This window comes from Rhodanobacter sp. FW106-HT46G03, assembly GCF_058789895.1.
On the sequence record NZ_JBYTCC010000001.1, the window covers coordinates 3,338,630 to 3,364,040 of the forward strand.

Sequence of the window (25,411 nt, forward strand, 5' to 3'; positions counted from 1 at the left end):
CACCGGCGTCAGCGTGGAAAACCCGATTGTGGCGCGGCACCCGGCACGTGGCGCGTCAACGCGGCCGCGGCTTGGCGCGATGCGTGGGCGTGGCCGTCCACGGATCTTCCGGCCACGGGTGTTTCGGGTAGCGCCCCTTGAGCTCCTTGCGCACCTCCGGGTAGGTGCGCTCCCAGAAACTGCGCAGGTCCTGGGTGACCTGCATCGGCCGCCCGGCGGGCGACTGCAAGTGCAAGGTGACGGCGACGCGGCCGTCGGCAACGCGCGGGGTGTCGGCGAGGCCGAACAGCTCCTGCAGCTTCACCGCCAGCACCGGCGCGCCTTCAGCGGCGTAGTCGATGCGGTGCGCGCGGCCGCTGGGCACGACGAGGTGATCGGGCGCGAGGCGATCCAGCGCCTGCTGCTGTGCACGGTCGAGCAGCGTATGCAGCGCCTGGCCGAGCAGGCCGGTATCCAGCGCGTCCAGCCGATGCAGGCCATCAAGAAACGGCGCCAGCCAGGTTTCCAGGGTGGCGAGCAATGCCGCGTCGGAGACATCGGGCAGGCCCAGCTCCGGCATCCAGCCGCGCAGCGCCTGCACCCGCGCGCGCCAGCGCGGAGCGTCTTCGCCCCATGGCAGGATGCCCGGGCCTTGCGCGCGAATCGCGGCCAGCATCGCCGGCAAAGCGTCCTCGGCCCGCACCGGCACGCTGCGGCGGTCGAGCACGATCGCCGCAAAGCGGTGCTCCTCGAACGCTTCGGCGGCATGCCGTGCGGGGTTCCAGTGCAGCACGCGCTCGCGCACGAAGCGTGCGGGGAAATCGCGTTCGAGGCACGCCGGGTCGAACGGTGCCGCGGCGAGGATCAAGCTGTCGCGCGCATCCAGCCGCAGATCGAGCGCCACCAGCCACGGCTCGCCGCGCAAGGCGGTTTCCTCGTGCAGGCGTGCGCCACGGCCGTTGGCCAGGGTGTAGCGCATGGGGTTGCCGCGGTCGGCGTGCGCAATGCGGTCGGGAAACGCCGGCAACAGCAAGTCGCCGAGCGCATGCGCACCGGGCGTGCCGCTGGCCGGGCCGCGCACGCCCAGCCGCTTGCGCCAGCCGCGGCTCGCCTGCTCGATCGCGGCCAGCGCGCCACTGCTGCCGCCATGGACACGGCGGTCGCGCCAGGCGTGCAGCGCGGCCAGGCGCACCCGAAAATCATCACTGCGGGCCTGCTCCCCGCGCAGCGGTGAGCGGGCTTCCAGCAAGGCCAGCAGGTCGGCCACCAGTGGCCGCAGCGCCTCGGGTGCGCGCAGCGCGGCCGCCGCCAGCCGGGGAGACGCGCCCAGCGCCAGCATGCGCCGGCCCAGCGACGTGATGCGGCCGCGCGCATCCAGCGCGTCGAGCGCGCCAAGCAGCGCGCGCGCCTGGGCCAGCGCGCCGCTCGGCGGTGCATCCAGCCATGACAACGCGTTGCTGCCCCAGGCGGCGAGTTCCAGTGCGAGCGCCGAAAGTTCCACCTGGGCGATTTCCGGCGTACGCGCCGGCTCCAGGCGTTTGCTTTGCGGCCACAGGCGGTAGGCCGCGCCCGCGGCCACGCGTCCGGCGCGCCCGGCACGCTGATCGGCCGAGGCCTGCGAAATCGCCACGGTATCCAACCGGGTAAACCCGGAGTTCGGATCGAACCGCGGCTCGCGCGCGAGGCCGCTGTCGATCACCGCGCGGATGCCCGGCGCGGTGACGCTGGATTCCGCCACGTTGGTGGCGAGCACGATGCGCCGCGTGCCGGGTTCCGCCGGCGCCAGCGCCCGCTGCTGCTCGGCGAGCGCGAGCTCGCCATGCAGCGGCACGATCTCGAGCGTGCCGCCTGCCTCCGGCAAGTGCTGCAGCATGGCCTGCGCGCGGGCGATTTCGCGCCGGCCGGGCAGGAACACCAGCACGTCGCCCGGGTTTTCGGCGAGCGCGAGCGCTGCCACGCGCAGCAAGTGCTGATCCAGGGTTTCCTGCACGCGTGCCGGCGGGTAGCAGATGCGCACCGGAAAACTGCGCCCCGGGCTGGAGATCCGCGGCGCATCGAACCAGCGGGCGATGCGCTCGCCATCCAGCGTGGCCGACATCACCACCAGCCGCAGGTCGTCGCGCAGGCCCGCCTGCACGTCCAGCGCCAGTGCGGCGCCGAGATCGCCCGCCAGGTGGCGCTCGTGGAATTCGTCGAACAGGATCGCGCCGACGCCCGGCAGCTCCGGATCGTCCTGCAGCAGGCGCGTCAGGATGCCCTCGGTCACCACCTCGACGCGCGTGGCTGCGCTGATGCGCGACTCGAAACGGATGCGGTAGCCGACGGTCGCACCCACTTCCTCGCCCAGCTGGCGCGCCATGAACCCGGCCGCCGCGCGCGCCGCGATGCGCCGCGGTTCGAGCACCAGCACCTTGCGCCCGCCGAGCCACGCGGCATCCAGCAACGCCAGCGGCACCTGGGTGGTCTTGCCGGCGCCCGGCGGCGCCTCCAGCACCAGCCGCGGCGTCGCCGCCAGCGACGCCAGGATCTCGGGCAACAGCGGGGTGATGGGGAAAGCGGGGAGCGCGGCACGCATGCGCAAATGGTAGCCGGGAGACGCTGCGGCCTGCGGCAGTTCCCCCGGCTTCGGCGGGACAGGACGGAGAGCTGACCCCGGCCCGCGCGCCCCGCCTACGGTTGCCGCGGGGCCGGCTTCGACACCGCTGGCGCGGCACCGGAGGCGGCCGGCGGCAGCGGATAGGTGCTGGCCTGCGGCGCGGCGGCCGGCGTCGTGCGCAAGGGGCGCAGCGACTCGAACGCACGCTGGTAATCGTCGGTCACCTGGCGCGCTTCCTCGCTGCTGCGGATGACGCGCGGCGTGATGAGCACGATCAACTCGGTGCGGCTGCGGTTGCGGCTGGTGGTGCCAAACAGGCGGCCGAGAATGGGGATGCGGTTCAAGCCCGGCACGCCGGTGTCGTCGATGCCCTCGTTCTGCTGGATCAGGCCACCCAGCAGCACGGTCTGCCCGCTTTGCACCGCCACCTGGGTCTGCATGCTGCGGTCGGCAATGGTGTAGTTGCCGTTCTGGTCCCGGGTGGTGGGGTTGCTCACCTCCTGGTCGATGTCGAGATACACCAGGCCACCGGGATTGACCCGCGGCACCACCTTGAGGATCACGCCGGTATTGAGGTACTGCACCTGCCCCACGGCGCCGAAACCGCCAGTGCCGTTGCCGATGCCGGTGGTGATGTAGTTCTGGTTGATCGGCACCTGGTTGCCCACCTGGATCTGCGCCGGCTGGTTGTTCATCACCACCAGCGAGGGTGCGGACAAGGTCTTGGTGTTGCCGTTGTCCTCCAGCGCGCGCACCGCGACCTGCATGTGGTTGTTGAGGAACGAGTAGAAGAACGGCTCACCGCCATAGGTGTTGCCGCCGCCGCCAAGCGCGCCTTGCCGCGGGTTGGACGGATGCCCCGGGGTGATGACCGTGCCGCCGCTGGCGTTGGTGCTGGAGGTGGCGCCGGCCAGGCCCTGCAAATACCACTGCACGCCGAACTGGAACTGCCCGGTGAGGTTCACTTCGAGAATGCGGGTTTCGATCTGCACCTGCAGCGGGATGGTGTCCAGGCGCTTGATGGCGGCTTCGATCTCGGTCCACTGCGAGGGCCGCGCGCGCACCATGAGCTGGTTGTTCGCGTCCACCGAGCTGATGCGGATGCTGCCGTCGCCGGAGACGAATTGCTGGTCCTGGCTGGCGGCGTTGGCGTTGCCATAGCGGGTGCTCGACACCGGCCCGCCACTGACGCCGCCACCGATGCCGCCGGTCACCCCGCCGGTGGTACCGCCCAGGCCGCCGACGTTGCCCAACCCGCCGCTGCTGGCGCTGCCCAGCCGGGAGCCCATGCCGGCGGCGCCCGCGGTGTTGCTGCTGCCGAAACTGCCGGCCATGCTGCCCATGCCGCTGGCACTGCCGCGCGCATTTTCCGCACTGCCCAGCGTGCCGGCGGTCAGGCCCGGTCCGACTTCACCGCCGCCGGCCCCGCCGCTGCCGCCGTTGGGCGCGTAGATCTGCGCCAGGTAGCGCGCCAGGTCGGAGGCCTTGATATTGCGCACGTCGTACACGTACAACTGCGGCTGGTTGCCGCCGCCCTGGTCGATGCGCGCGATCCAGCGGCCCACCTCGTCCACATAGTTGGGCTGGGTGCTGATGACCACCAGCGCGTTGGTGCGCTTGATCGGAATGAAGCGCAGCATGCCCGCCATCGGGGTGTCGCCCTTGGGGCCGAACATTTCGTCCAGCTTGGACATCAACTGGTCGACGTCCGCGTGCTGCAGGTTGAACACGCCCACCGACATGCCGCGCAACCAGTCCACGTCGAAGGTGCGGATGGTGCGCGCGTAGTTGTCCAGCTCCTGCGGGGTGCCGGACAGCGCGATCAGATTGCGCGTGGGGTCCACCAGCAGGATGGATTCCGGCCGCGCAAACGGCTTCAGCAGCTTTTGCATCTCCACCGCGGAGATGTAGTGCAGCGGAAACAGCCGCGCCTGCAGCCCGCCGGCCGGCGCAATCGCGCCCAGGCTGGGCACCAGGTTGCCGCCCACCGCGTCCTTGGCCGGCAGCACCACGTAGCTGCCGCTGCGCTCGACCAGCGCATTGCCGGTCCACGCCAACAGGGTTTCGAGGATCGGCAGCGCCTGGTCGGTCGCCACCGGCTCGGAGGTGGAGAACGAGATGTTGCCCTGCACGCCGGGCACGATGGTGTAGTTCTTGTGCAGCAGGTCGCCGAGGATGGCCTTGACCACCGCCTGCACCGGCTGGTTTTCGAAATTGAAGGTGACCGCATTGCTGCCGGAGGCCGCCTTGTGCGGCGTGGCGCCGCCCACTGCACGCACGAACTGGCCGCTGCCCAGGCTCACCTGCGGCAACCCCGCCGCACCCGAGGCGGTGGTCTTGTCGTTGGCCAGCGGCAACGGTGCCGGCACCGGCGCATGGGTGCCGGCCATCGCCTCGCGTTGCAGCGAGGCGTCGTCGGCCTGCGGCGCCACGCTTGCGCAACCGGTCATGCCCAGCGCAAGCAACAGGGCCAGCGCCACTCGTGGCAGCCGGGTACGCGGGCGGGAAACTACGGAAAACCGGGTGGACTGGCGGGACATGAATCACTGAGCTCCTTCGGGAGTCGTGGCCGCGTCGGCGGCACGGCGCTGCAAAACGGCAGCCTTGAGTTTGCGCAGGCGTTCCAGCTGTTGGGCGCTGTAGGCGGGCGGCGGTGACGGACGCGGCGCATCCTGGCCGATCGCCGGCGTCACGCGCTGCATGCTGGCGGCGCCCGGCACGGAGGGTGCGGACGACGACGGTGCCGGTGGCGGCGGTGCGCCACGCGCATCCGGCGCGCCCTTGGCGACGTCGATCGGCGCGCCCGCCGGCAATTTCAGCTCGGTGCGCCCCTGCGCGGAGTCGATGATCACCGACCGCGGCAGCACCTCGACCACCGTCACATCCACCCCCGGCATGCGCTCGCCCTGGTGCAGGCGCAGCTCGCGGCCGCTGGTCTTGTCGTGCAACAGCGCCATGTGCCAGCGCGGGGTGATGATGACGCCAGTGAGCTGCAGATCACCCAGGGCGGAACCACCGTTCGCCGCGTGCGCCTCGGGCTTGCGGTTGGGGCTGAAGAGGGACTGTTGCCACACTGGCGCGAATTCGGCCACCGGATGCACGGTAGGCGCGGCGGCCAACGTGCGTGCCGCCGGCAACGATGCCGGGGTGCGCGGCGCATGCCAGCGCACGCCCTGCCCGAAACCCGCCAGCAACGCGAACCACACTGCCGTCAGGACCAGCGCCAGCACCACCAGTGCCGGGGTCAGACGATGCTGGGCCTTCGCGTTCATCGTGTGGCCTCCGGCATGGCGTTGGCGGCTGGCGCAGCCACCGGGCGCAGATAGCCGGAAAGGCTGAACTGCACCTCGAGCGAAGGCGTGCTGGCCTGCTGCGCCGCGACCGGGTTGCGATAAATGCTGAGGTTGTCCACGAACAGATACGGCGTGCCCTGCTCCAGCGCCTGCAGCACGCCCACCAGGGGCTCGATGTCGCAGCGCAGGCTGATGTTGGCGGTGGCCTTGCGATACGGCTCGCCGTCGGCACGGTCGGTACCCGGCACCGGCATCTTCTGGGTGACTTCGCAGCTGCCGCCCGCGGCGTGCGCGCCCACCGCATCCACCACCCGTTGCATGAGGTCGGCGGCCGCCGTGTTGGGATCGTTCTCGGGCAGGAACGCGCTGCTTGCCGCGCGCCCGCTGCCCAACGCCGCCAGCCTGCGTGCCAGCTGCGGCTTCTCCGCAATGATGCCGGCATAGCGCGCCTGGGTATCGCGCAACTCGCTCATCTGGGCGTCCACCGCGGCCAGCGGCGCGACAAACCACCAATGCAGCAGCAGGAAATACGCCAGCACCAGCGCCAACGCCAACAAGCCGATGGCGGCGATGCGCTGGCCGCGCGCATTGAGCCGGGGCGCCTTCACCGCGTACTCCCCGCGTCCGCCGGCGCGGCGCGCCCGGCCGCACTCGGATCATGCAGCTGGGCCACCATGTAGAACCGCTCCTTGCCCGAGGCAGGGTCAGCCTGGATGCTGCCCTGGAAACTCGCGTTGTCGATCAGCGCCGAACCCTTCAGCCGGTCGAGCAGCCCGGCGGCCTGCGGGCTCTGGCCCTGAAAGCCGATCTGGCCGCCATCGTCGAGCGAGAAGCGTTCGAGCCACGCGCTTGCCGGCAGGCGTTTGGTGAGGTCGAGCAGCACCGCCAGCACGCTCGGCCGCCGGGCCTTGCGCTGGGCGAGGAAACCTGCCGCGCCGACGTCGTCCTGCCACTGTTTGCGCAGTGCCGCCACCTGCGCGGCTGCGCCGTGCATCGCATCCACCTGGGTCTGCATCTGCGCCAGTGCGGCCTCGCGGTTGTGCCGCCACGCGCCCATGAGCAGCCCCAGCAACAGCACGCAAGCCGCGCCGAGCGCAAGGTTCAGCCGCAGGCGCGGCCGGGTGCGCCGCAGCGTGCGATCCGCCGGCAGCAGGTTGATGCCAGTGCGCGCATCGCCGGCCGGCACATCCACCGCATCGATGCCGATGCCCAGCGTCGCCAGACGCGCCAGCAAGGGGTCGAGCGTGTCGCGGCGCACGACAAACAGCTCGACGGCGAGCTGCCCGGCCGGCGCCGGTTGGGTGGTTTCACGCACGGTGCAATACACCTGCGCCGCGGTGAACGGCGTCTGTCGATCCAGCTCGTAGCCCACCACCTGTTGCAGCCGTGGCCGCGCCGCCAGCGGTACCTGCAGCACGCGGCGCAACACCTCGTCCGGCGGCAGCAACACGGCCAGCCGGCGATCGACGGCATCCACGCCCTGCCAAGCCGCTGCCAGCGTCGCCTGCGGCGTCGGCACCGGATCATCGTCGCGCCAGCGCGCCAGCACCGGCGCCGCACCGGCGCGGTTCACGCGCCACTCGGCGCCCTCGGCGCGCAGCAGGTACCAAGTGGCGCCGCTGCCGAATGCGGCGCGCCAGCGCGCCGGCAGGCACGCGGCCAGCTCGCCCCCCCACCAGGCGAAAAACGCCGGCGCCGGCGATGCCCGCCAGGCCACCTGCGCGCGATCCATCCACTGCCGCAGCGACGTCGTTGCAGCGCTCATTCGCGGTCTCCCTCCTGCCAGCGCAGCACCGTATACGGTTGCGCGCCCGTGGCGCCCGGCCGCAAGCGGATGGTGGCCACTACCGTCGCGCGTGCCCCATCGGGCAGCTCGGCCCGAGCGTGAATACTATGCGTGATTCCCCCGGCAATGAGTGTGCCGCCGGTGCGCGCGTTTTTTTTTCGTGAAGCCAGCACCGCCGCCAGCTGCGCCGGATTCAGCCCCGGAATCGCCGCCAGCGCCAGCGGCGGCGCGGCATTCGGGTCGGGCACCGCGCGCCCGGACCAGATGGTGAGGGCCGGTGCCAGTTTGGCGTACAGCGCCGGCGTCACGCCGAGCACCTGCTGGAATTCCTCCAGCGTGGCGAACGGGCCGTGGCGTGGGCCGTAGCTGCGTCCGGCCGCCACGTATGCCGCGCGGTCGTGCTGCGCCTGGCTGGTGCTGCCGAGGAAACCGCGCCAGGCCACCACGTTGGCGGTCAGTGCCTGCGCAGCCGGCAGGTCCATGCCCGCGGCGCGAAACAGGCCGGTCAGCACTTCCGGCGAGGCCGCGTTCAAATCCACCTTGCCGCCTTCGTCGACGATGCGCACATCGACCCTGGCGCCGGCAAACGCGAACGGATAATCGCGCCCATCGGCGGCCCAGCGCCGCTGGGGGTTGCCATCCTGCAGCGCCTGGATGGCGCGCATCAGGCCGGCCTCGGCGGCGTAATGCGCCTGCGTCTGCGCAAACTGGTAGCGCACTTGCAGCGCCTGCGTGCGCGCCAGCACGGCGTAGCTGCCGAGCACCACCGCCAGCAGGGTGCAGGCCCACAACACCAGCAGCAGCGCGACCCCACGCTGGCGACGCGGCGCGCTCACCGCACCGCCCCCGACGGCAGACCGACCCGGCCCACCGCGGCGCCGGCGTCCACCCGCAGCGGCACGTCGAGGTCGGGCCAGTCATGAGCTCCCTGCAGCACCAGCCGCACGCTCACCAGCTGCGGCAGGCGGCTGCCATCCGGCCAGTCGTCGCCCCAGGCCACGTCGGCGCCGCTGGCATCCCGGCCGCGATAGCGAAAACCGCCCTGCTTGATGTGGTCGAGCAGCACCTGCGGCTTGCCCAGCGCGGTCGGTGCACTGCCGTCGGGCGGCAGCATGGCAAGCTGATATTCGAGGCGCTGACCGTCCTGGCCGCCAGCGACGAGTTTCAACACCTGCAGCTGCGGGCCGAGCGTGCCGAGGTAACCCGGCAGTGGCGCGACGAACCGCATCTCGTGCGCGCTGCCGGCGAAAAACACCGGTTGCCCGTGGTCGTCCGTCCCGATCGGCTGCGCCAGCGCTTGCGCCAGTTCGCGCCGCAAAAAGCCCTGCGCCGCGCTGATCGCGTCCATGCGTTCGATCGCCGCGGTGCCGCTGCGTGCACCGTGGGTTGCGCTGCGGATGCCACCGTACACGCCCACCAGCAGCAGCGCCAGCAAGGCGAGCGCCCCGAGCACTTCGAGCAGGGTGAAACCGCGCGCGTGGTTCATGGCGTGTCCGCCTGCGCCGGGCCCAGGCGCAACGTCTCGAAGTGCGCCACCTGCGGATGCGCGGCGCTGCCCCACCGCACCGCCAGGTCGAGCCGGTACAGGCCCAGCGCGTTCTCCCCCGGCTGGCTGCCCGGCGGTTGCCATGCCGTGGTGGTCAGCGTCCAGCGATACCGCGCGTTGAACTTGCCGCTGCGGCTGCCCGGCGTGACCGCCTCAGTGACGTAGGCGCTATCGAGCGCACTGCGCGCCCACAACGCGGCTTCGTCGTGCGCCGCCGCGTTGCGCGACAACGCCATCGCCCCGCCCGCCACCTTGAGCAGCGCCGCAAACGCGATGCCGAGCAACATGATCGCGGCGATGACTTCGAGCAGGGTGAAGCCTTGTTGCCGGGATTGGGGATTCGGGATTCGGGATTTGGCAGAGCGCAGCGCGCAAGTGCGCACCGTGGCGGGGGCTTGCGCCCCGAATCCCGAATCCCGTCTCCCCAATCCCGGCCTCACCGTCGTGCCACCTCGTCGACCACCGCGACGCCGCCGGTCAGCCATGACACGTTGATGCGCCAGGTACGCTGGCCGCTGGACAACGTGATGTGGCCGCCGGTGGAGCTGCCGTCGGGGAAAAAGCGGATGCGGCCGGTGTGCGCATCCGGGCGGTCTTCGAGCGCGCTGGTGACCGACAGCTTGAGGCCCTTCGGCAGGCGTACGTCGCGCCGTTTCGCGCCGCTCCAGGTGTCGGTCTGCACGTTGACGTCAAAGGTTTCCTCGCGCTGCCGCACGATCGCCTGCGTGCGCGTGGCCCGCAGCGCCGCCGCGATCTCGCCACTCGCCGCATTCACCCGCGCACTCGCCAGCCCCTGCGTCACCGACACCGACACCGCTGCCGCGGCGATGCCGATCAGCAGGATGACGGCGAGCATTTCCAGCAAGGTGAAACCTTGCTGGCGGGATTCGGGATGGGGGATACGGGATTCGGGGCGCGAGCCCACGCAGCATCGCACGCTTGCGCGCAACGCTCGGCCGAATCCCCAGTCCCGTATCCCGAATCCCTGCCTCACTGCCAATTCCCCACGTCCTTGCTGTATCCCTCGCCGCCCGGCTTGCCGTCCTGGCCGTAGAAGATCAGGTCGTAGGTGCCGTGGTCACCGGGATATTTGTAGCCAAACGCATGGCCCCACGGATCCTTCAACTCGGATTCCTTGGCGTAGGGCCCCTGCCAATTCGGCGCGTTCGCCGGTTTGGTGACCAGTTCCGTCAATTGCTGCGGCGGGGTGCCGTTGTCCACCACGTAGTTGTCGATCTTCTGCGACAGTATGGTGAGCTGCGTCTTGCCGGCACCGTACTTGCCCTTGTCCAGGTTCTTAATCACTTGCGGCGCCACCACCGTGGCGATCACGCCGATCAGCACGATCACCGCAAGCATTTCGAGCAGGGTGAAGCCCGCCGCGCGTGCGCGGCGCGCATGGCCGGGATTCGGGATACGGGATTGGGGATTGGAAACAGCAGGCCGTACAGTCATCCGATTATCTCCGTCAAAATTGGCAATAAAGAACAGCCGAGTTCTCGCCGCACACCCGCTTTTACGAATCCCGAATCTCCAGTCCCCAATCCCGGCTCTACTGGATACTGCTGGTCAAGCTGAGCAGCGGCAGCAGTATCGCGGCCATGATGAAGCCGACCATGACGGTCATGACGATCGTCAGCGCGGGCACGAGGGCGGCGAGCAGGCGGTCGATCGCGCGGCGGCTTTCCAGTTCGAAGGTGTCGGCGATCTTGAGCAGCATGCCGTCGAGGTCGCCGGCCTCTTCGCCGACCTGCACCATCTGCAGCGCGAGGCGCGGAAACACCTTGGTCTGGCCGAGCGCGAGGCCAAGGCCCGAGCCTTCCTTGACCTGTTCGTGGGCCTGCGCCAGCGCGGCGTCGAGCGCGCGGTTGGCGGTGACCTGGCGCGCGATGGCCAGTGCCGCCAACAACGGCACGCCGTTCTTGAGCAAGGTGCCGAGCGTGCGCGCAATGCGCGCGGTCTGCACCTTGAGCAGCAGCGGGCCGGCCACGCGCAGGCGCAGCAGGCGTGCATCCCAGGCCAGCCGCGCCGCCGGATCGCGCAGGCGCGCCCGGAGCGCAAACCCGCCGCCGATCGCGACCAGCAGCATCAGCCACCACCACGCCTGCAGCGCATTGCCGATCGCCAGCACGACGCGGGTGATCAGCGGTATCGGCACCTGCATGTCGGCAAAGATCGGCACGAACTGCGGCACCACGTAGGCCAGCAGCAAAATCAGCGAGCCCAGCACGCCGACCAACAGGAACGCCGGATAGATCAGTGCATTGACGATGCTGCCGCGCAGCTGCTGCGAGCGTTCGAGATAGTCGGCCAACCGCCGCAGCGTGGCTTCGAGCGAACCGCCGGCCTCGCCGGCGCGCACCAGCGCGACGTACAGCTTGGGGAAAACCCCGTGCTCCTCGTCCAGCGCCTGCGACAGCGGCATGCCGCCGCGCACGCGGTCGCGCACGTGTTCCACCAGCTTGCGCGCGCGCTCGCTCTCGGGCAGGTCCATCAGCACGCCCAGCGCGCGGTCCAGCGGTTGTCCGGCGCCGAGCAGCGTCGCCAGCTCGTGGGTGAATTGCGCCAGCTGGTCGCCGGTGAACGGCCCGCGCTTGAACAGCGCCGCCAGCGCCGATGCCCCGCCGCCGGCATCCGCAAGCGCGGCTTCGAGCGGCGTGTGGCCCTGATCCTGCAGCCGCGCCACTACCTCGTCGACGCTCGCCGCCTCCATCTGCCCGGCCAGCATCTCGCCGCTTTCGGTGACGGCCTTGTAGCGGTATTGGCTCATGGGCGGCGATCCGCCGCCGGAGATTGGGGATTCGAGATTCGGGATTCGAAACAGCCGAAAGCTCGCGAGTCCCCGCTTTGTCGAATCCCCAATCCCCAATCCCGATTCTCAGCTCTCCTGCGTAACACGCAGCACCTCCTCCAGCGTGGTGATGCCGGCGAGGGATTTGACAATGCCGTCTTCGTACATGGTGCGCATGCCTTCGGCGCGCGCGGCGCGCTCGATGGCGCCTTCGTCGGCATGCTGCATGACGAGGCGGCGCAGGGCGTCGCTCATCACGAAAAACTCCATGATCGCCTGCCGGCCGTGGTAGCCGGTCGGGTTGGCGGCGCTGGTGCCCGGTTTCCACAACCGGATCGGCTTGCCCTCGGCATATTTTTCCAGCTCGAACTGGGCGATGACTTCGGGCGAGGGCTCGTACGGCACCGCGGTTTCCGGGTCGAGCCGGCGCACCAGGCGCTGGGCCAGGATGCCGTTGACCGTGGAACCCAGGAGGTAGTCCTCCACCCCCATGTCCAGCATGCGGGTGATGCCGCCGGCAGCGGAGTTGGTGTGCAGCGTGGACAACACCAGGTGGCCGGTGAGCGCGGACTGGATCGCGATGCGGCAGGTTTCCAGATCGCGCATCTCGCCGATCATGATGACGTCCGGATCCTGGCGCACGATCGAGCGCAGGGCGGCGGCGAAATCCAGCCCGATCTGCGGCTTGGCCTGGATCTGGTTGATGCCTTCGATCTGGTATTCGACCGGGTCCTCGACGGTGATGATCTTGACGTCGGCGGTGTTGATGCGCGACAGCGCGGTGTACAGCGTGGTGGTCTTGCCCGAGCCGGTCGGGCCGGTCACCAGCAAAATGCCGTGCGGGCGCTTGAGCACCTCGACAAAGCGCGACTGGAACGCCTCGGTGAAGCCCAGCGTGGCGAAATCGAACACCACCGATTCGCGGTCCAATATGCGCATCACCACCGACTCGCCAAAACTGGTGGGCACGGTGGACACGCGCAGATCCAGCTCCTTGCCCTGCACGCGCAGCTGGATGCGCCCGTCCTGCGGCAACCGGCGCTCGGCAATGTTGAGCCGCGCCATGATCTTGACCCGCGAAATCACCGCCGCGGTGGAACTCGCCGGCGGCGCCTCCACCTCGTGCAGCACGCCGTCGATGCGGTAGCGCACCTTGAGCCGGCTCTCGAACGGCTCGATGTGCACGTCCGAAGCGCGCTGCTCGACCGCCCGCTGCAGGATCAGGTTCACCAGCCGGATCACTGGCGCCTCGCTGGCGAGGTCGCGCAGGTGTTCGACGTCGTCGTCCTCGCTGACGGCGCCGTCGATGTTCTCCACGATCGCGCCCATCGCCGAGCGCCCGGCGCCGTAGTAGCGCTCGATCAGGTCGTCGATTTCCGAGCGCAGGCCGACGCGCAGCGCCACCGGGCGCCCGGCGGCAAGCCGCACCGCATCGAGCGGATACAGATCGGCCGGATCGGCCACCACCAGCGCCAAGGCGCCATCCGGGGTGTTGACCGGCACCACATGCTGTTGCTTCAGGAACCGTACTGACAGTTCGACATCCGGCGGCGCCAGCGGCGGCGCGTCGCGCGTCGCCAGCAACGGCACCCCAAGCAGCGCGCACCACGCCTCGGCCAAGTCGCGTTCGTTGACCAGCCCGAGCCGTACCAGCAGCGCGGTCAGCGTGCCGCTGCCGGTTTCCTCATGCAGCCGCCGTGCGCGGCCGAGGTCGCTGTCTTTCAGCTGCCCGCGCGCCACCAGCAACGCGCATACCTGCGCCTCGCGATCATCCACCTGCGCCGACCCCACCACCGCAGACATCGTCCACCCCGCTTCGACCAGACTGCCGCCGGCGCCCCCCGACGCCTATCGACCGGCCGCCATTGGTAACACATCCACCGACCCGCACAAAAGCGTTACTCGCCGCTGCCGCTGCGGGCGGCGACGCTGCGAGCGCTGACTTGCTGCCCTTCCAGCCAGCCGGGAAAAGGATCCCGCCAGGCTGGCGGGATCCGTGGGTGCGCCTCCGCACGGCGCCTGCGGGATGTCAGTCCTTGCCGCTGGCGGAATGTCCCGCACCCAGACCCCAGGCGTTGAACTGATCGCGCGTCTCCGCCGGGTTCAGGCAGGCATCCAGGCGCGTCGCCTCATGCCTGCTCAGCAGCCCGTCGGCGGCCAGCTCGCTGGCATAGTTGTGAATGGCCGCGCGGTACTCGCCCAGCGAGGCGGCGGCCCCTGCCAGCAACTTGGCATGGGCCAGGACGTTGGCGCCAACGATCAGCCCGCCCGGCACGAAGGTGGGAATACCGGTGTCGCAACGCAGCAGTTGTTGATGATCCTCGTTGAGCTTCCAGCCCTCGTCCTTGAACAGCGCGGGGGTAAGGTCGAGGGTGAACTGACTGATCAGGTCCGGGTTGATCGCGTATTCCATCAACGCGTTCGGCGTCAGCCGCGTGTCGTAGTGCGAGAACGACGAGCCCTGCGCCAAGACGCTTGGTGCGTACAACTGCACGTTGCCCGCCGCATCGGCACCGGCCAGTGACGAGCCCAGCGCCAGGCCGCCAGTGAGCCCGGCGAGATGGGCGCGCAGCGTGTTGCCGTCGGCCTGGCTCACCGACACCACCGGGATGTTGACCGGGTTGGCCGGGGTACCGCCGGGCACGATCGTGCCGGGCTGGTTGTTGGCGATGATCACGCCGGTGGCACCCGCGTTCTGCGCGTTTTCCACCTTGACGGTGAAGGCACAGGTCCCGCGCACGACCAGCGCCAGATGGCCGGCCACCGCCGCGGCGTTGTCGAACGGCACGCAGCCTTCTGCGGTGGCGCCGGTCACCGCCGCGACAATGCCGCCGCTGAAGTTGGCAACACTTGCCGTCGGACCGAACGCGGCCTGGTTGATCGCGTAGTCACCCACGGCCGGCGCCGGCGCGCTGATGCGCAACATCAATGTCGGGGTAAGCCACAAGGGCGCCTCTGCCCTCACGTTGGCGCCGGTAAATACCAGCTGGCCGTCGTTCACCGCCGCGGCGACGCGCTCGACGGGCGTCATCGCGTACCAGTTCTGCTGCCGGCTGTTGTCGAAGACGAAAGTGCTGTAGATGTCCGGTAGCCCCGCCAACGGCCGACCGGTGATGAGGTTGCCGAAGCCGGAAAAGCCCAGCCCGTGCGCCATCTCGTGCAGCACCACGTTGAGGAAGTTGATCGAACCCGCCGGTTGCTTGCCGTCCAGGCCGAAGTACCAGGACGCGCCATCGAGGCAGCCCGGGGAGCCCAGCGCGCCGTTGAAACGCGCGCGGATGTCTGCCGCGCCAGACGCCGCATCCTCGCCGACCAAGGCGTCGAACAACGCCGAGTGGTACCAGGTGTTGGACAGCGCACCGGCAGGTGCCGGGTCTCCGAACCCGAAGATGTAGGTGGCACCGGCCGAGCCGAGCGTGCCCGCATTTGCGGTGCAGGCGAGCTTGGCGAAGCTGGCGCTGACGGTGACCGGCACCTCGCTCTGCAGCACCGCCCCCCACAGGTCGGCAGCGAACTGGAAGACGATGCGCGCCTGCTCGCCACGGGTGGCGCCGGGGTTGCCGCCGACCGGGCTGGCCGGAGTCGAGTCATCCAGACCCTGGCCGGTGCCCACATCCTGGTTGGCGATCTTGATCTCGGCGGCGGAAACGTAGCCCGCCAAGCCCAGCAAACCAACGCCCAGCAGGGCGCGGAACAGCACCTTGTGGCGGATCATTGGGTCACCTCCGCCGCGGGCTGCTGGCTGTCGCCCGCGTGATGGATGTTCAGGCTGCCATCGGTGCGGCGCTCGGCTACCAGGCTGTTCATCAGCGACTCGGGCACCGCCATGCCCAGCGCCGCGCCACCGTTCTGCAGACGGATCGCGTGCAGGGTTTGCCGCGCCTCCGCTTCGTCGCGCGGGCCCGCATCCGCGCGTCGCGCACCACGCGCCGCCGGCGCGGCGGCAGCTTGTTCGCGCATGGCGCGGGACAAGGCCGCGCGCTGCTCGGCGGTGGGTGCCACCAATTGCCCGGTCGCCGGATCGATGGCCACCTGCACCCCCTGCACTGTTACCGGCGCACCTTGCGTGGCTGCTTGTGGTGCGGCCGCGCTGGCCGCTGCCGCCATGAGAAGCCCGGCCACTGCCAGACTCGAATTGCGCATTGCCCGTTTCGTATCCATGCAACCCTCCCGTTGATGAAATGCACGCCCCGTGCAAGGCGCGCAATTGGCCACGCGCGCCTCGCGGCGTACGTCGTCATGGTGTTTCGGCACGACTTCGATCAGGCCGTGGGGCCCCCGCCCCTCCCGATCGGCGATGGCGTCAAAAATCCGGCACCTTCGGGCGAACCTATCGAAAGTTCTTGCGCCGGTCAATACGACTTTTTCTGGTGTTTGCTGCGTTGCAGGCAGGGCCGCTGGCCGCTGCTGAATCCGGCACCAGCCACTCCCTGACGCGGGCCGCGCGGAGTGAGGTGGGCAGCCAAAACCGGCGTCGACAATCTTTCGCTACGGCGCCGTGTGGTGGTTGCTGTCCTGCAGCGCGGCGACACGGCTGGATCCGTCGCGCTTGCCACCCTGCCGACGGCGCCCGCAGCGGTTCTGCGAGAATGCCCGATGGTTTTTCGGAAAGCCCCATGCCCCTGATCGATATCGGCGCCAATCTCACCCACGAATCGTTTGCCGACGACTTGCCCACGGTGTTGCGGCGCGCGGCAGACGCAGGGGTGACGCGCATGCTTGTCACCGGCGCCTCGCGCACCGGCAGTGACAAGGCGGTGGCGCTGGCACGGGCGTACCCGGGCGTGCTGTGGGCCACCGCTGGGGTGCACCCGCATGCGGCGGCGGAATACGACGACGAAGTGGATGCCCACTTGCGCGACTTGGCCCACGACCCCGTGGTGCGCGCGGTGGGCGAGGCGGGGCTGGATTACTTTCGCCATCTCTCGCCACGCGACACACAGCTTGCAGCGTTCGAGCGCCAGCTCGCGATTGCCGCCGACGTCGGCAAGCCGCTGTTCCTGCACCAGCGCGACGCCCACGCGGATTTCCTGCGCCTGCTGCGGCAATGGCGCGGGCGGGTGCCCGCGGTGGTGGTGCACTGCTTCACCGACGGCGGCGAAGCGCTGCGCGATTACCTCGCGCTGGATTGCCACATCGGCATCACCGGCTGGATCTGCGACGAGCGCCGCGGCACCCATCTGCGCACGTTGGTGCGCGAAATCCCCGCCACCCGGCTGATGCTCGAGACCGACGCGCCATACCTCCTGCCGCGCACGCTGCACCCGCTGCCGAAGGACCGCCGCAACGAGCCGATGTACCTCCCCCACGTCTGCGCCGAAGTCGCCCGCTGCCGCGGCGAGCCGGCGGAAGTCACCGCAGCGAACAGCACGGCCACGGCGGAGAACTTCTTTGATTTGAAAGGCTCAGGCTGATTCTGTACCTGTCAAAAGTGGAGTTGTCATGGCGCAATTTCCGCGACCCAGCACACCCCGGAGGTCAAAGGAACGGAATCAACTATCTCGGACGAGGCTTCCTCGCAGTCGGCACTCCAGCAACGGCACAAAATATCAGGCCCGATAGCACCCCAACAACCGATCCTGCCAAAAGCTTTTGGATCACACCATTTATTTCAATATGGTCATTACTTCCAATCAACGTCGAGAATGCCGTGAATGCAACCATGCCCATAAGGCATGCTCCGCCACATATATAACCGACGGTCAGTTTCCCCCATTGGATCAGCTTGGCTACCCATGGCCATCCCAAGACACCGATTGTCAGATATCCCACTGGAATCCCAAAGGCATACATGAATACCAACGATCCAATCCATGAGAGGCCCGGTCGGTTATAGCCCATGACCATGACGTACGCAGCATAGACAAAAAAGAACGCCAATGGCGTCAGTAACGGGGTGATAACGAACGCCAACCATATTGGGCGGCGAGAGACATTCATGGATGGCATGCAGGCCCCGTGCACCAGTTCGCGAGAATGTTGCTACCTGGGAGGTCACCGCCGAATACTGGAATTCCCCAAGAGGACTTGGTCCCACCAGCGATATCTTGGAATATCCGATTGTGAAAACTGGCGATTGACTTTTCGCTTACCATCACAGGATTGGTTGGAGACGCTCCTGCTGCATCCAATTGAGCCACCCTCGCAGCAGCTAGCGCCTTTCGAATCTGTTCCATTTTTTGTCTGACGATCGTCTCGTTTTCGGCACAGGTCTTTCCGCGGGGAAGGTGATCGGTAATCAAGGAAGCGAGACGATGATTAGTCACGCCCGAGAGGAAGCCAATGTTGTTAGCGACATTACTTGCTTCGCGAGCGTAGGTATCACCATTTGCTCCTGCCGCGGCGTAGTAGTCCTTCCAATCACCTTCCTGAACGTAAGCCCGTTCCTGAGGTGTGTTCCAGCAACCCTGACTGTTGCAAGCTAGGCCATTGGAGTCAGTCCAAGCTATTGGGTTGCCACCTACATAGACGTAGGTCCCCAGTTGACCGCCATACAACCCCAGCGGGTCGCTCTCGGCGTATCGCCCCGTCGCAGAGTCGTAGTCACGGTTGACGTTGTAGCTGAGCCCCGTCTCTGCATCGAAATACTGCCCCGGGAACCGTGGGTTATACGTATACCCGTTGCTCGTCGGCATCTGCTCCCCCCACGCATTGCCCTGATAAGCCCAGCGCCAGATCACGGCGCCAGTTCCGTTGCTGATGGCCCGCGGCGTGCCCAGTTGATCGGCCACCACGTAGGTCACGGTGCTGAAGCCGCGGGTATCCACGTTCGCCACCGGGATGTCGTCCAGCCACACATAGTCACGGCTCGCCTTCCCGTGTTCGGCCAGTAGCTGGCTGCCCTCGTCGTACGCGAACCGTTCGATGCCGCGCCCGCCGCCCTGCCCTCGGGGACCGTGCATGTTGCCGTGCCCACCCTGTCCGCCATGGGGGTTGCGACCGCTGAGGTCCTTGACGATGCGCTCGCCCAGCGCGTTGTAGGCATAGGCCGCCACCGTATTGCCATTCAGCTGCGCTACGCTCAGCCGGTTGCGGTTGTCGTAACCGAGCCCATAGGCGACACCGGCCTCCCTGACCGCGGTGGTATTGCCGTTGGCATCTGCCGCCCGCGTCGCATTGCCGGTAGAGACGAGCTGGTGGGTACCCGGCTTGTAGCGGTACGCACCCGTGGCCAAGCCGCTGCCGCGCTTGCTGAGCCGGTCGCCGGTCTGGTTGTAGGTGACGCTTTCCAGTGCGCTGCCGTTGGCCTGGGTGATCGCGGTGAGGCGGTACAGCGGATCGTAGCTGTAGGTTTCGGTCGCCGGATTCGCGCCGGGAGCGTTGCCGATGGCCGTAATGTTGCCCATCGTATTCCCCGACACCGTTGGTCTCGACGCAGCGATAAGCCACGTCCTGTGTATTGTCCGAATAGCTAGCACCAGCCGAATCGAGTTGGGCTCAATTATTGGTTATTTGTCCTTAGGAAGTGAACTTGACATTGTCTTCGGCTACCAAATTATTCGTTCACTACCTGTGTCGCCGAAAGCCACTTGGCAACTTTGCGACTAAGCAAAAAGTGACACCGACGACAAACCCTATAAATGCCCCAGTAGGAATAGTGCTCATGAATGGCGGTGAATGGGGACTCAACTGCCAGTAACCAGACCATATGGTCGAACCAAAGACGATGGAGCCAATACAAACAAATACCCATGTCAACTGTTTTTTTGAGCGAAGCCATATCAGGTAGGGTAGGCCCAGAAAGAGCATCACACCATAACTAATGGGCAATCCGAAAAGAAAAACCAGAAACATGGTAGCCGGCAAATCTCGGAGCCCGGGGATACCATCATTCAAAACTGACTCAACAGCTACCACAAAGACAATCGAGAGCGGTACTCCAAGCGGAGCAATAAGGGTCGCCTTCCAAATGGTTGGCTTGTTTTCATTCATGGTTGGCAGGCCGCTCCACTACACCACCTCCATCCACCGGTGTTACCGAAGATAGGAATATCCCCACCGAAAACGGGGAACGGACCCCATCCTTTAGTTGCACCATAGCGTTTGAAAATGGCATTGTGAAAGTCAGAAATATCTTTCGCTGTCGCCCTAAAGGGATTGCTTGGCGTAGCCTTGGAGAGCTGCTTTACGCGAGCCCGCATTAAGTCATTCCTGATACTTTCCATATCCTTCTCTGGGCACTTACTCCCTCCGATCCTTAGGGCGTAGTGAAGATTGGCATTAGTGAATTTCGCACCGATCGAAGAAGAGACACTATCGCCCACACCAGTCGCAACCACACCAGCGGCACAGGCATATGAGTCATTACCAGCGCATGCAGTTTGATAGTACATAGCGTAATTCCCTGCCTGTGCATATGCCATTTCAGTCTTCGTATTCCAGCAACCTTGTTGGTTGCACATTAGCCCGAGACTATCTACCCGACTCAGAGGGTTCCCATTCACATAGGCATAAGTACTCCAGCCACCAGTTAATCCAATGGGATCGCTTTGTATATAGCGTGCCGTCGCAGGGTCGTAGTCACGATTGACGCTGTAGCTGAGCCCCGTCTCTGCATCGAAGTACTGCCCCGGGAACCGTGGGTTATACGTATACCCGTTGCTCGTCGGCATCTGCTCCCCCCACGCATTGCCCTGATAGGCCCAGCGCCAGATCACGGCACCAGTGCCGTTGCTGATGGCCCGCGGTGTGCCTAGTTGATCGGCCACCACATAGGTCACGGTGCTGAAGCCGCGGGTATCCACGTTCGCCACCGGGATGTCGTCCAGCCACACATAGTCACGGCTCGCCTTCCCGTGTTCGGCCAGTAGCTGGCTGCCCTCGTCGTACGCGAACCGTTCGATGCCGCGCCCGCCGCCCTGCCCTCGGGGACCGTGCATGTTGCCGTGCCCACCCTGTCCGCCATGGGGGTTGCGACCGCTGAGGTCCTTGACGATGCGCTCGCCCAGCGCGTTGTAGGCATAGGCCGCCACCGTATTGCCATTCAGCTGCGCTACGCTCAGCCGGTTGCGGTTGTCGTAACCGAGCCCATAGGCGACACCGGCCTCCCTGACCGCGGTGGTATTGCCGTTGGCATCTGCCGCCCGCGTCGCATTGCCGGTAGAGACGAGCTGGTGGGTTCCCGGCTTGTAGCGGTACGCGCCCGTGGCCAGGCCGCTGCCGCGCTTGCTGAGCCGGTCGCCGGTCTGGTTGTAGGTGACGTTTTCCAGCGCGCTGCCGTTGGCCTGGGTGATCGCGGTGAGGCGGTACAGCGGATCGTAGCTGTAGGTTTCGGTCGCCGGATTCGCGCCGGGAGCGTTGCCGATGGCCGTGATGTTGCCCATCGCATCCCGTGCGGCGTGCAGGCTGAAGGCTGGGCTGGCGAGGTCCGTCAAGCGGTAGTTCGCATCGTAGGTCCGTGTGACGGTTTGCCCGTTACCCAGCTTGTAGCCACTAACCGGACCGAACGGCAGGTAAGTGACGTCGTTCACCGCCGTGACCGCGCCGCCACGCACCGGCACCACTTCGATGGCACGAATGCGTCCGTCCGCGTCGCGGGTGTAGTTCGCGCGACTGCCATCCGGGTAGCCAAGCGCCCGGAGCCGTCCCGCTGCCGTGTAGGCGTAGTCGACGGTGTCGCTGCCGCTCGACACGATCTGCCGCTTGCGGATGACACGCCCCTGGGGGTCGTAGCAATACACGGTGGTGGTGGCAGCCTCGACGATGCGGGTCAACCGACCCACTGGAGCCGAACGGGCGCATCCGGTGACACCATTGGCCTCGTCGTAGCGATAGGCCACGTTCTGTGTGTTGTCGGGATAGCCGGCACCCGTCCGGCGCCCCAGTGCATCGTAGGTGTAGGTCGATGTAACGCCCCTGGCATCGGTGCTGCTGAGCAGGTCGCCTGCCGCATCGAAGCGACGCATGGTTGTGCCGGTATCCGGGCTGTGCAGCGCAACGGCATCCCCCAAGCCATCGTAATCGTAGCTGGTGACAAGGTCGTCGGGATCGCTGACGCCATTGAGGCGATCCAATGCGTCGTAGGCGTACAGGCTCAGGGTGTTCTTTGTCGCCGCATCAGTGCCGTTGTAGTTTTCGATCGTACTGACCAGCCGATCCAGGGCGTCATAGCTCCGACGCTGCTGCACGCCCAGGCTGTCAGCGCTGTGCACCAGGTTCCCGTTAGCATCGTAGCCGTCGCTGGCACTCGCACTGAACACTGTCCGGTTCAGGCCATCGACCACCTTCGTCAGTTCACCCCGCATATTGAAGGTGCGGCCGAGCCGGCGGCGTACCGCGTGGTTGCTGTCAAGCACTTGCTCAGCCGTCTTGTTGCCGGCAGCATCCAAGGTGTATTGAACGCGGTTGCCCAGTGAGTCCGTAATGCCTGTGAGGCGGTGGGCGGCATCATAGGCATACCGGGTAGTGACGTTATCCGGATCGATCATGGAAGCGACCGCGCCGTAGGGCGTGTAGGTAAATCGGGTGGTGGCCCCACCCACGCGGCGCGAAGCGAGCCAGCCACGCGGGGTGTAGGCAAGGTCGGTGTGGACGCCGTTGGGGTCGGTCTGTCGCGTGACGCGACCGTCGGCATCATAGGAGGCGATGGTCGTGACATGCCCCAACGCATCGGTGATGGTGTGCAGATCGCCGGCCTGATGGCAGGCAGCGCCGGGCGTGCCGCAGTCGACGGCACTGTTGGCCAGGTAGTAGCTGTACCTGGTGACCTGCGCCACGTCCGTGCGCGGCCCCGTCGAACTCAGCAACAGGCCAATCAGCGGGCAACGCGCATCGTCCACCGCGTCACAATAGGTGTATGTCCAGCGGCGCACCCCTGCCGGCACGGTGCCCGAGACACTGCACGCATAGCCGCTCGCTGCGCGGTTGCCTGGGTCGATCTCGCAACGGGCCAGGGGTTGGCCGCGAGTGTTGTAGACCCATTGTGTGGAACTGACGACAGCACCGCTGGCGTCCGCCACGATACGTGTCAGCGGCACCCGCAATGACGTGTTCCAGCGGAGACTGGTGGTGCGCTGCACAGGCGTACCCGAAGCGTCGACCTGCTGTGCCAGCAAGCCGTTGGCGCCAAAGGCCGTCTTGGTGGTGCTGCCATTGAAGTCCGTCGCGGACGCGACGCGACCATTCGCATCAAACGTCGCCGACCGATTGGGCTGTCCGCACTCGGGCCCGCAGGGGGAACTCACCGTGCTCGTATGCATGGAGCCATACGGCGCAACGAAGTTCAGCGTTGTCTGCGCTCCGGTCGGATACGACACCGTCGTTGTGCCTCCCGCGTTGTAGGCGACCCGCGTTTCTTCGACACCTGATGCCAGCATCGACAGGACGGCCTGCCCTTGGGCGTTGTAACCGATGCTGGTGTAGCGATTGCCGGCTTCGTCGATGCTGCCCGTCAAGGCGCTGGAAAGATTCGCCCCGCCTGTAAGCGAGCTTTCGTTGTACACATACCGGTGTGACGTCTTGTCGGGATACGTGACCGACGTCAGATTGCCTTTTGTGTCATGGCCGTAGGCTATCACACCACCGTCCGGTTCACGAAGAGCTGTCAACTGCGCGTTGCTGTCGTAGGAAAAGCCCAGCGTCCGCCCATGCGGACCGGTAACCGCAAGCAGCAGTCCCGGCGCCGGCGCTACGCCGGCAGGGGTGTCGGCCGCACTGTAGGCCAGCGTCGTAACCTGGCCATTCGTGTCCGTCATGGAGAGCAGCTTTCCGTCCCGGTCATACCCCTCGTGATACCGGGTCGCGGCGTCGAAATAATCCCAGCCGGTGACCGCGCCAGAAGCATCCATCAGCTCCATGAGACGGTCGGAAACATCGGGATCAGGGGTCCACTGGCCCGCGGCCAGGGTGAACTTCAGCTGGCGCCCGTCAGCACGGAAGATCGTGGCAGCTGTCGCTTTGCCGCCGGCGTACTCGATGCTGCGATCGAAACTGCTGCGCCAGTTCGCACCAACATGGGTCGAAGCAACGGTTGAATCACTGTTGTAGTAGCGATGGAAGCTGAGTGCGCCCAGTGACAAGTCGCCATCGTCCCGGAATTCATTACCCGTTGCAAGGTTTATGGGATCGCCGGCGCAATTGCACGGCTTGCCGAGGTTCTTCCCCGGGTCATACAAACTTTGGGCGGCGGGAACGATTGCTATGCTGGTTGGACTAAAGTTGTCATTGAAGAGAGTGAATTTGGACAAGAGGGCGCCGGATTGTACGTCGAACTGATAGACCCGGCCGCTCCACATGTCGAGCGCAATGAACGTCTTCTGCTTCGGATCCACCGCTACATAGGACAAGCTGGGATAAGGGCTGTCATTCGCAACGTACTGTTGAATGACGTGCCCATCCTTGTTCAACCCGTATACGAAATCCTCCCACGTCCCCACCAGCATGTTGCCGTTGTCGATGCCCCGAATGGAATAAAGCAATTCGTAGGGCGGCTGAGCAGCAGGATCCGGGAATGAATCCACGAGGTTGGGCATTTGGGTGCCCGTGCAGACATTGAACTGCTTTACGCTCTCCCCCATCGAGGTGTAGCGGATCGTGCACTGGTCGGCGGCCAGATAGGCGTAATCCACCCCAAACCCAGAGGTTGGATCCCACTGAGCAGCGTAGGTTGCCAGCACATTACCGCGACCATCAACCTTGAAGATGGGCGCAGGTTTATTCGGTAGGCCATCCGCACCTATATAAGCATTGCCGCTACTGGAGAATACGATTTGATTTATGCCGACACTGGCACCGCCATAAGTTCCGCCGAATCCGCCAGCTCGACTGCCATCCCCATTTATCTTCAATACTGTATTGAGAAGTTGCGACGGGTTGTAGCTACTGCCCGTGATTGGCACATACATATTGCCTATCGAATCGAAAGCCACGCTTGCCGGCCAGGTATTGCCGACACCCAAGTCAAAAGTGTCAAGCAAAACACCGGTCGAACTGTAATGCCTGATTTGACTATCCCAGTAGTACCCATAACCTGAAGTACCAGTGACAACAACGTCCCCGGCGTGAAAGGGGACTCCGTCGGCTAGCACTGGTGTTGCGCACACGCTAACCAACGCGGCGACGAATATGCGGAGAACGACTCTATTGACTGATCGAAGCCGACGGACCGCTCTGTCGACAACTGGGTATACTCGAGTCGAATTGCCCATAACCCCTCCTGGACTTGTATTCCGAATCACTTGACTGCAATTTATCGAGTCAGCAACAGCACACACATGTACGCCCGTCGTCACCGGCCGGTGACGCATAATCAGCGCCCATCAAGGCGCTCTGATACCCAAAATCTATCGTCGACACAGGGCAGGCATCATCGAGATATGCCCGACCGCTTGTCGCAAATCCCCTTGTCCCCTTGCGCGGGCGCCCTGTCACCCACGTCGGATCGGATTATAAACTCACGAATCCGCACTCCGTCAACCAACAG

General features: G+C 66.3%; 18 protein-coding genes. 1 reads left to right on the forward strand and 17 read right to left on the reverse strand.

All coding sequences use genetic code 11. The features are described 5' to 3' along the window. Nucleotides 1-55 precede the first annotated feature (55 nt). The 14 genes from hrpB to AC3WP6_RS14995 all read right to left on the reverse strand — a co-directional run bounded on the left by hrpB (nt 56) and on the right by AC3WP6_RS14995 (nt 16,152). Nucleotides 56-2,554, reverse strand: a complete 2,499-nt coding sequence (gene hrpB, locus AC3WP6_RS14930; protein ID WP_492628400.1) for an ATP-dependent helicase HrpB — start codon at nt 2,552-2,554, stop codon at nt 56-58. Between the two features lie 95 nt (nt 2,555-2,649). Next, nucleotides 2,650-5,115, reverse strand: coding sequence for a type II secretion system secretin GspD (gene gspD, locus AC3WP6_RS14935; protein WP_492628401.1), 2,466 nt, complete (start codon nt 5,113-5,115; stop codon nt 2,650-2,652). Between the two features lie 3 nt (nt 5,116-5,118). Further along, entirely contained in the window at nt 5,119-5,847 is a 729-nt protein-coding gene (locus AC3WP6_RS14940; RefSeq protein WP_492628402.1) for a type II secretion system protein N, read from the reverse strand. After that, nucleotides 5,844-6,476 carry a type II secretion system protein GspM gene (gspM, locus tag AC3WP6_RS14945; protein WP_492628403.1) on the reverse strand — a complete coding sequence of 211 codons (633 nt, stop codon included), beginning with the start codon at nt 6,474-6,476 and terminating at the stop codon, nt 5,844-5,846. The genes AC3WP6_RS14940 and gspM overlap by 4 nt, the downstream gene beginning before the upstream one ends. Next, the gene (locus AC3WP6_RS14950; protein ID WP_492628404.1) at nt 6,473-7,633 is read right to left on the reverse strand and encodes a PilN domain-containing protein; all 1,161 of its coding nucleotides are present in this window, start codon (nt 7,631-7,633) and stop codon (nt 6,473-6,475) included. The genes gspM and AC3WP6_RS14950 overlap by 4 nt, the downstream gene beginning before the upstream one ends. Beyond that, complete coding sequence (locus AC3WP6_RS14955; protein WP_492628405.1) at nt 7,630-8,490, reverse strand: type II secretion system minor pseudopilin; 861 nt, start codon at nt 8,488-8,490, stop codon at nt 7,630-7,632. The genes AC3WP6_RS14950 and AC3WP6_RS14955 overlap by 4 nt, the downstream gene beginning before the upstream one ends. Further along, the gene (locus tag AC3WP6_RS14960; RefSeq protein ID WP_492628406.1) at nt 8,487-9,140 is read right to left on the reverse strand and encodes a type II secretion system protein GspJ; all 654 of its coding nucleotides are present in this window, start codon (nt 9,138-9,140) and stop codon (nt 8,487-8,489) included. The genes AC3WP6_RS14955 and AC3WP6_RS14960 overlap by 4 nt, the downstream gene beginning before the upstream one ends. Next, the gene (locus AC3WP6_RS14965; protein WP_492628407.1) at nt 9,137-9,583 is read right to left on the reverse strand and encodes a type II secretion system protein; all 447 of its coding nucleotides are present in this window, start codon (nt 9,581-9,583) and stop codon (nt 9,137-9,139) included. The genes AC3WP6_RS14960 and AC3WP6_RS14965 overlap by 4 nt, the downstream gene beginning before the upstream one ends. 53 nt (nt 9,584-9,636) lie before the next feature. After that, on the reverse strand, nt 9,637-10,125 hold the full coding sequence (locus AC3WP6_RS14970; RefSeq protein ID WP_492628408.1) for a GspH/FimT family pseudopilin: 489 nt from the start codon (nt 10,123-10,125) through the stop codon (nt 9,637-9,639). Nucleotides 10,126-10,190: 65 nt separating this feature from the next. Then, nucleotides 10,191-10,655, reverse strand: a complete 465-nt coding sequence (gene gspG / locus AC3WP6_RS14975; RefSeq protein WP_492628409.1) for a type II secretion system major pseudopilin GspG — start codon at nt 10,653-10,655, stop codon at nt 10,191-10,193. A 97-nt stretch (nt 10,656-10,752) separates the two neighbouring features. After that, nucleotides 10,753-11,970 (reverse strand): type II secretion system inner membrane protein GspF, encoded by a 1,218-nt coding sequence (gspF, locus tag AC3WP6_RS14980; RefSeq protein ID WP_492628410.1) that lies wholly within the window; start codon nt 11,968-11,970, stop codon nt 10,753-10,755. Between the two features lie 108 nt (nt 11,971-12,078). Further along, the gene (gene gspE, locus AC3WP6_RS14985) at nt 12,079-13,794 is read right to left on the reverse strand and encodes a type II secretion system ATPase GspE (RefSeq protein WP_492628411.1); all 1,716 of its coding nucleotides are present in this window, start codon (nt 13,792-13,794) and stop codon (nt 12,079-12,081) included. Between the two features lie 226 nt (nt 13,795-14,020). After that, nucleotides 14,021-15,706: a PA domain-containing protein gene (locus AC3WP6_RS14990; RefSeq protein ID WP_492628412.1), complete on the reverse strand. Its 1,686-nt coding sequence runs from the start codon at nt 15,704-15,706 to the stop codon at nt 14,021-14,023. Continuing rightward, complete coding sequence (locus tag AC3WP6_RS14995) at nt 15,703-16,152, reverse strand: post-PEP-CTERM-1 domain-containing protein (protein ID WP_492628413.1); 450 nt, start codon at nt 16,150-16,152, stop codon at nt 15,703-15,705. Before AC3WP6_RS14995 ends, AC3WP6_RS14990 begins: the two co-directional genes overlap by 4 nt. Nucleotides 16,153-16,607: 455 nt before the next feature. Here AC3WP6_RS14995 and AC3WP6_RS15000 point away from each other — a divergent pair, with 455 nt between their 5' ends. Next, nucleotides 16,608-17,405, forward strand: a complete 798-nt coding sequence (locus tag AC3WP6_RS15000) for a TatD family hydrolase (RefSeq protein ID WP_492628414.1) — start codon at nt 16,608-16,610, stop codon at nt 17,403-17,405. An 82-nt stretch (nt 17,406-17,487) separates the two neighbouring features. Here AC3WP6_RS15000 and AC3WP6_RS15005 read toward each other — a convergent pair whose 3' ends face one another. From AC3WP6_RS15005 to AC3WP6_RS15015, 3 genes are all read right to left on the reverse strand, one after another. Further along, on the reverse strand, nt 17,488-17,931 hold the full coding sequence (locus AC3WP6_RS15005; RefSeq protein ID WP_492628415.1) for a hypothetical protein: 444 nt from the start codon (nt 17,929-17,931) through the stop codon (nt 17,488-17,490). Further along, the gene (locus AC3WP6_RS15010; RefSeq protein WP_492628416.1) at nt 17,928-19,337 is read right to left on the reverse strand and encodes an RHS repeat-associated core domain-containing protein; all 1,410 of its coding nucleotides are present in this window, start codon (nt 19,335-19,337) and stop codon (nt 17,928-17,930) included. The genes AC3WP6_RS15005 and AC3WP6_RS15010 overlap by 4 nt, the downstream gene beginning before the upstream one ends. 582 nt (nt 19,338-19,919) lie before the next feature. Beyond that, nucleotides 19,920-24,905: an RHS repeat-associated core domain-containing protein gene (locus AC3WP6_RS15015; protein WP_492628417.1), complete on the reverse strand. Its 4,986-nt coding sequence runs from the start codon at nt 24,903-24,905 to the stop codon at nt 19,920-19,922. Nucleotides 24,906-25,411: the final 506 nt, after the last annotated feature.

Coding starts and splice junctions, on each gene's coding strand:
- hrpB (WP_492628400.1), bottom strand. CDS start 2,554: ATGCGTGCCGCGCTCCCCGCTTTCCCCATCACCCCGCTGTTGCCCGAG.
- gspD (WP_492628401.1), bottom strand. CDS start 5,115: ATGTCCCGCCAGTCCACCCGGTTTTCCGTAGTTTCCCGCCCGCGTACC.
- AC3WP6_RS14940 (WP_492628402.1), bottom strand. CDS start 5,847: ATGAACGCGAAGGCCCAGCATCGTCTGACCCCGGCACTGGTGGTGCTG.
- AC3WP6_RS14950 (WP_492628404.1), bottom strand. CDS start 7,633: ATGAGCGCTGCAACGACGTCGCTGCGGCAGTGGATGGATCGCGCGCAG.
- AC3WP6_RS14960 (WP_492628406.1), bottom strand. CDS start 9,140: ATGAACCACGCGCGCGGTTTCACCCTGCTCGAAGTGCTCGGGGCGCTC.
- gspG (WP_492628409.1), bottom strand. CDS start 10,655: ATGACTGTACGGCCTGCTGTTTCCAATCCCCAATCCCGTATCCCGAAT.
- gspF (WP_492628410.1), bottom strand. CDS start 11,970: ATGAGCCAATACCGCTACAAGGCCGTCACCGAAAGCGGCGAGATGCTG.
- gspE (WP_492628411.1), bottom strand. CDS start 13,794: ATGTCTGCGGTGGTGGGGTCGGCGCAGGTGGATGATCGCGAGGCGCAG.
- AC3WP6_RS14990 (WP_492628412.1), bottom strand. CDS start 15,706: ATGATCCGCCACAAGGTGCTGTTCCGCGCCCTGCTGGGCGTTGGTTTG.
- AC3WP6_RS14995 (WP_492628413.1), bottom strand. CDS start 16,152: ATGGATACGAAACGGGCAATGCGCAATTCGAGTCTGGCAGTGGCCGGG.
- AC3WP6_RS15000 (WP_492628414.1), top strand. CDS start 16,608: ATGCCCCTGATCGATATCGGCGCCAATCTCACCCACGAATCGTTTGCC.
- AC3WP6_RS15005 (WP_492628415.1), bottom strand. CDS start 17,931: ATGAATGTCTCTCGCCGCCCAATATGGTTGGCGTTCGTTATCACCCCG.
- AC3WP6_RS15010 (WP_492628416.1), bottom strand. CDS start 19,337: ATGGGCAACATTACGGCCATCGGCAACGCTCCCGGCGCGAATCCGGCG.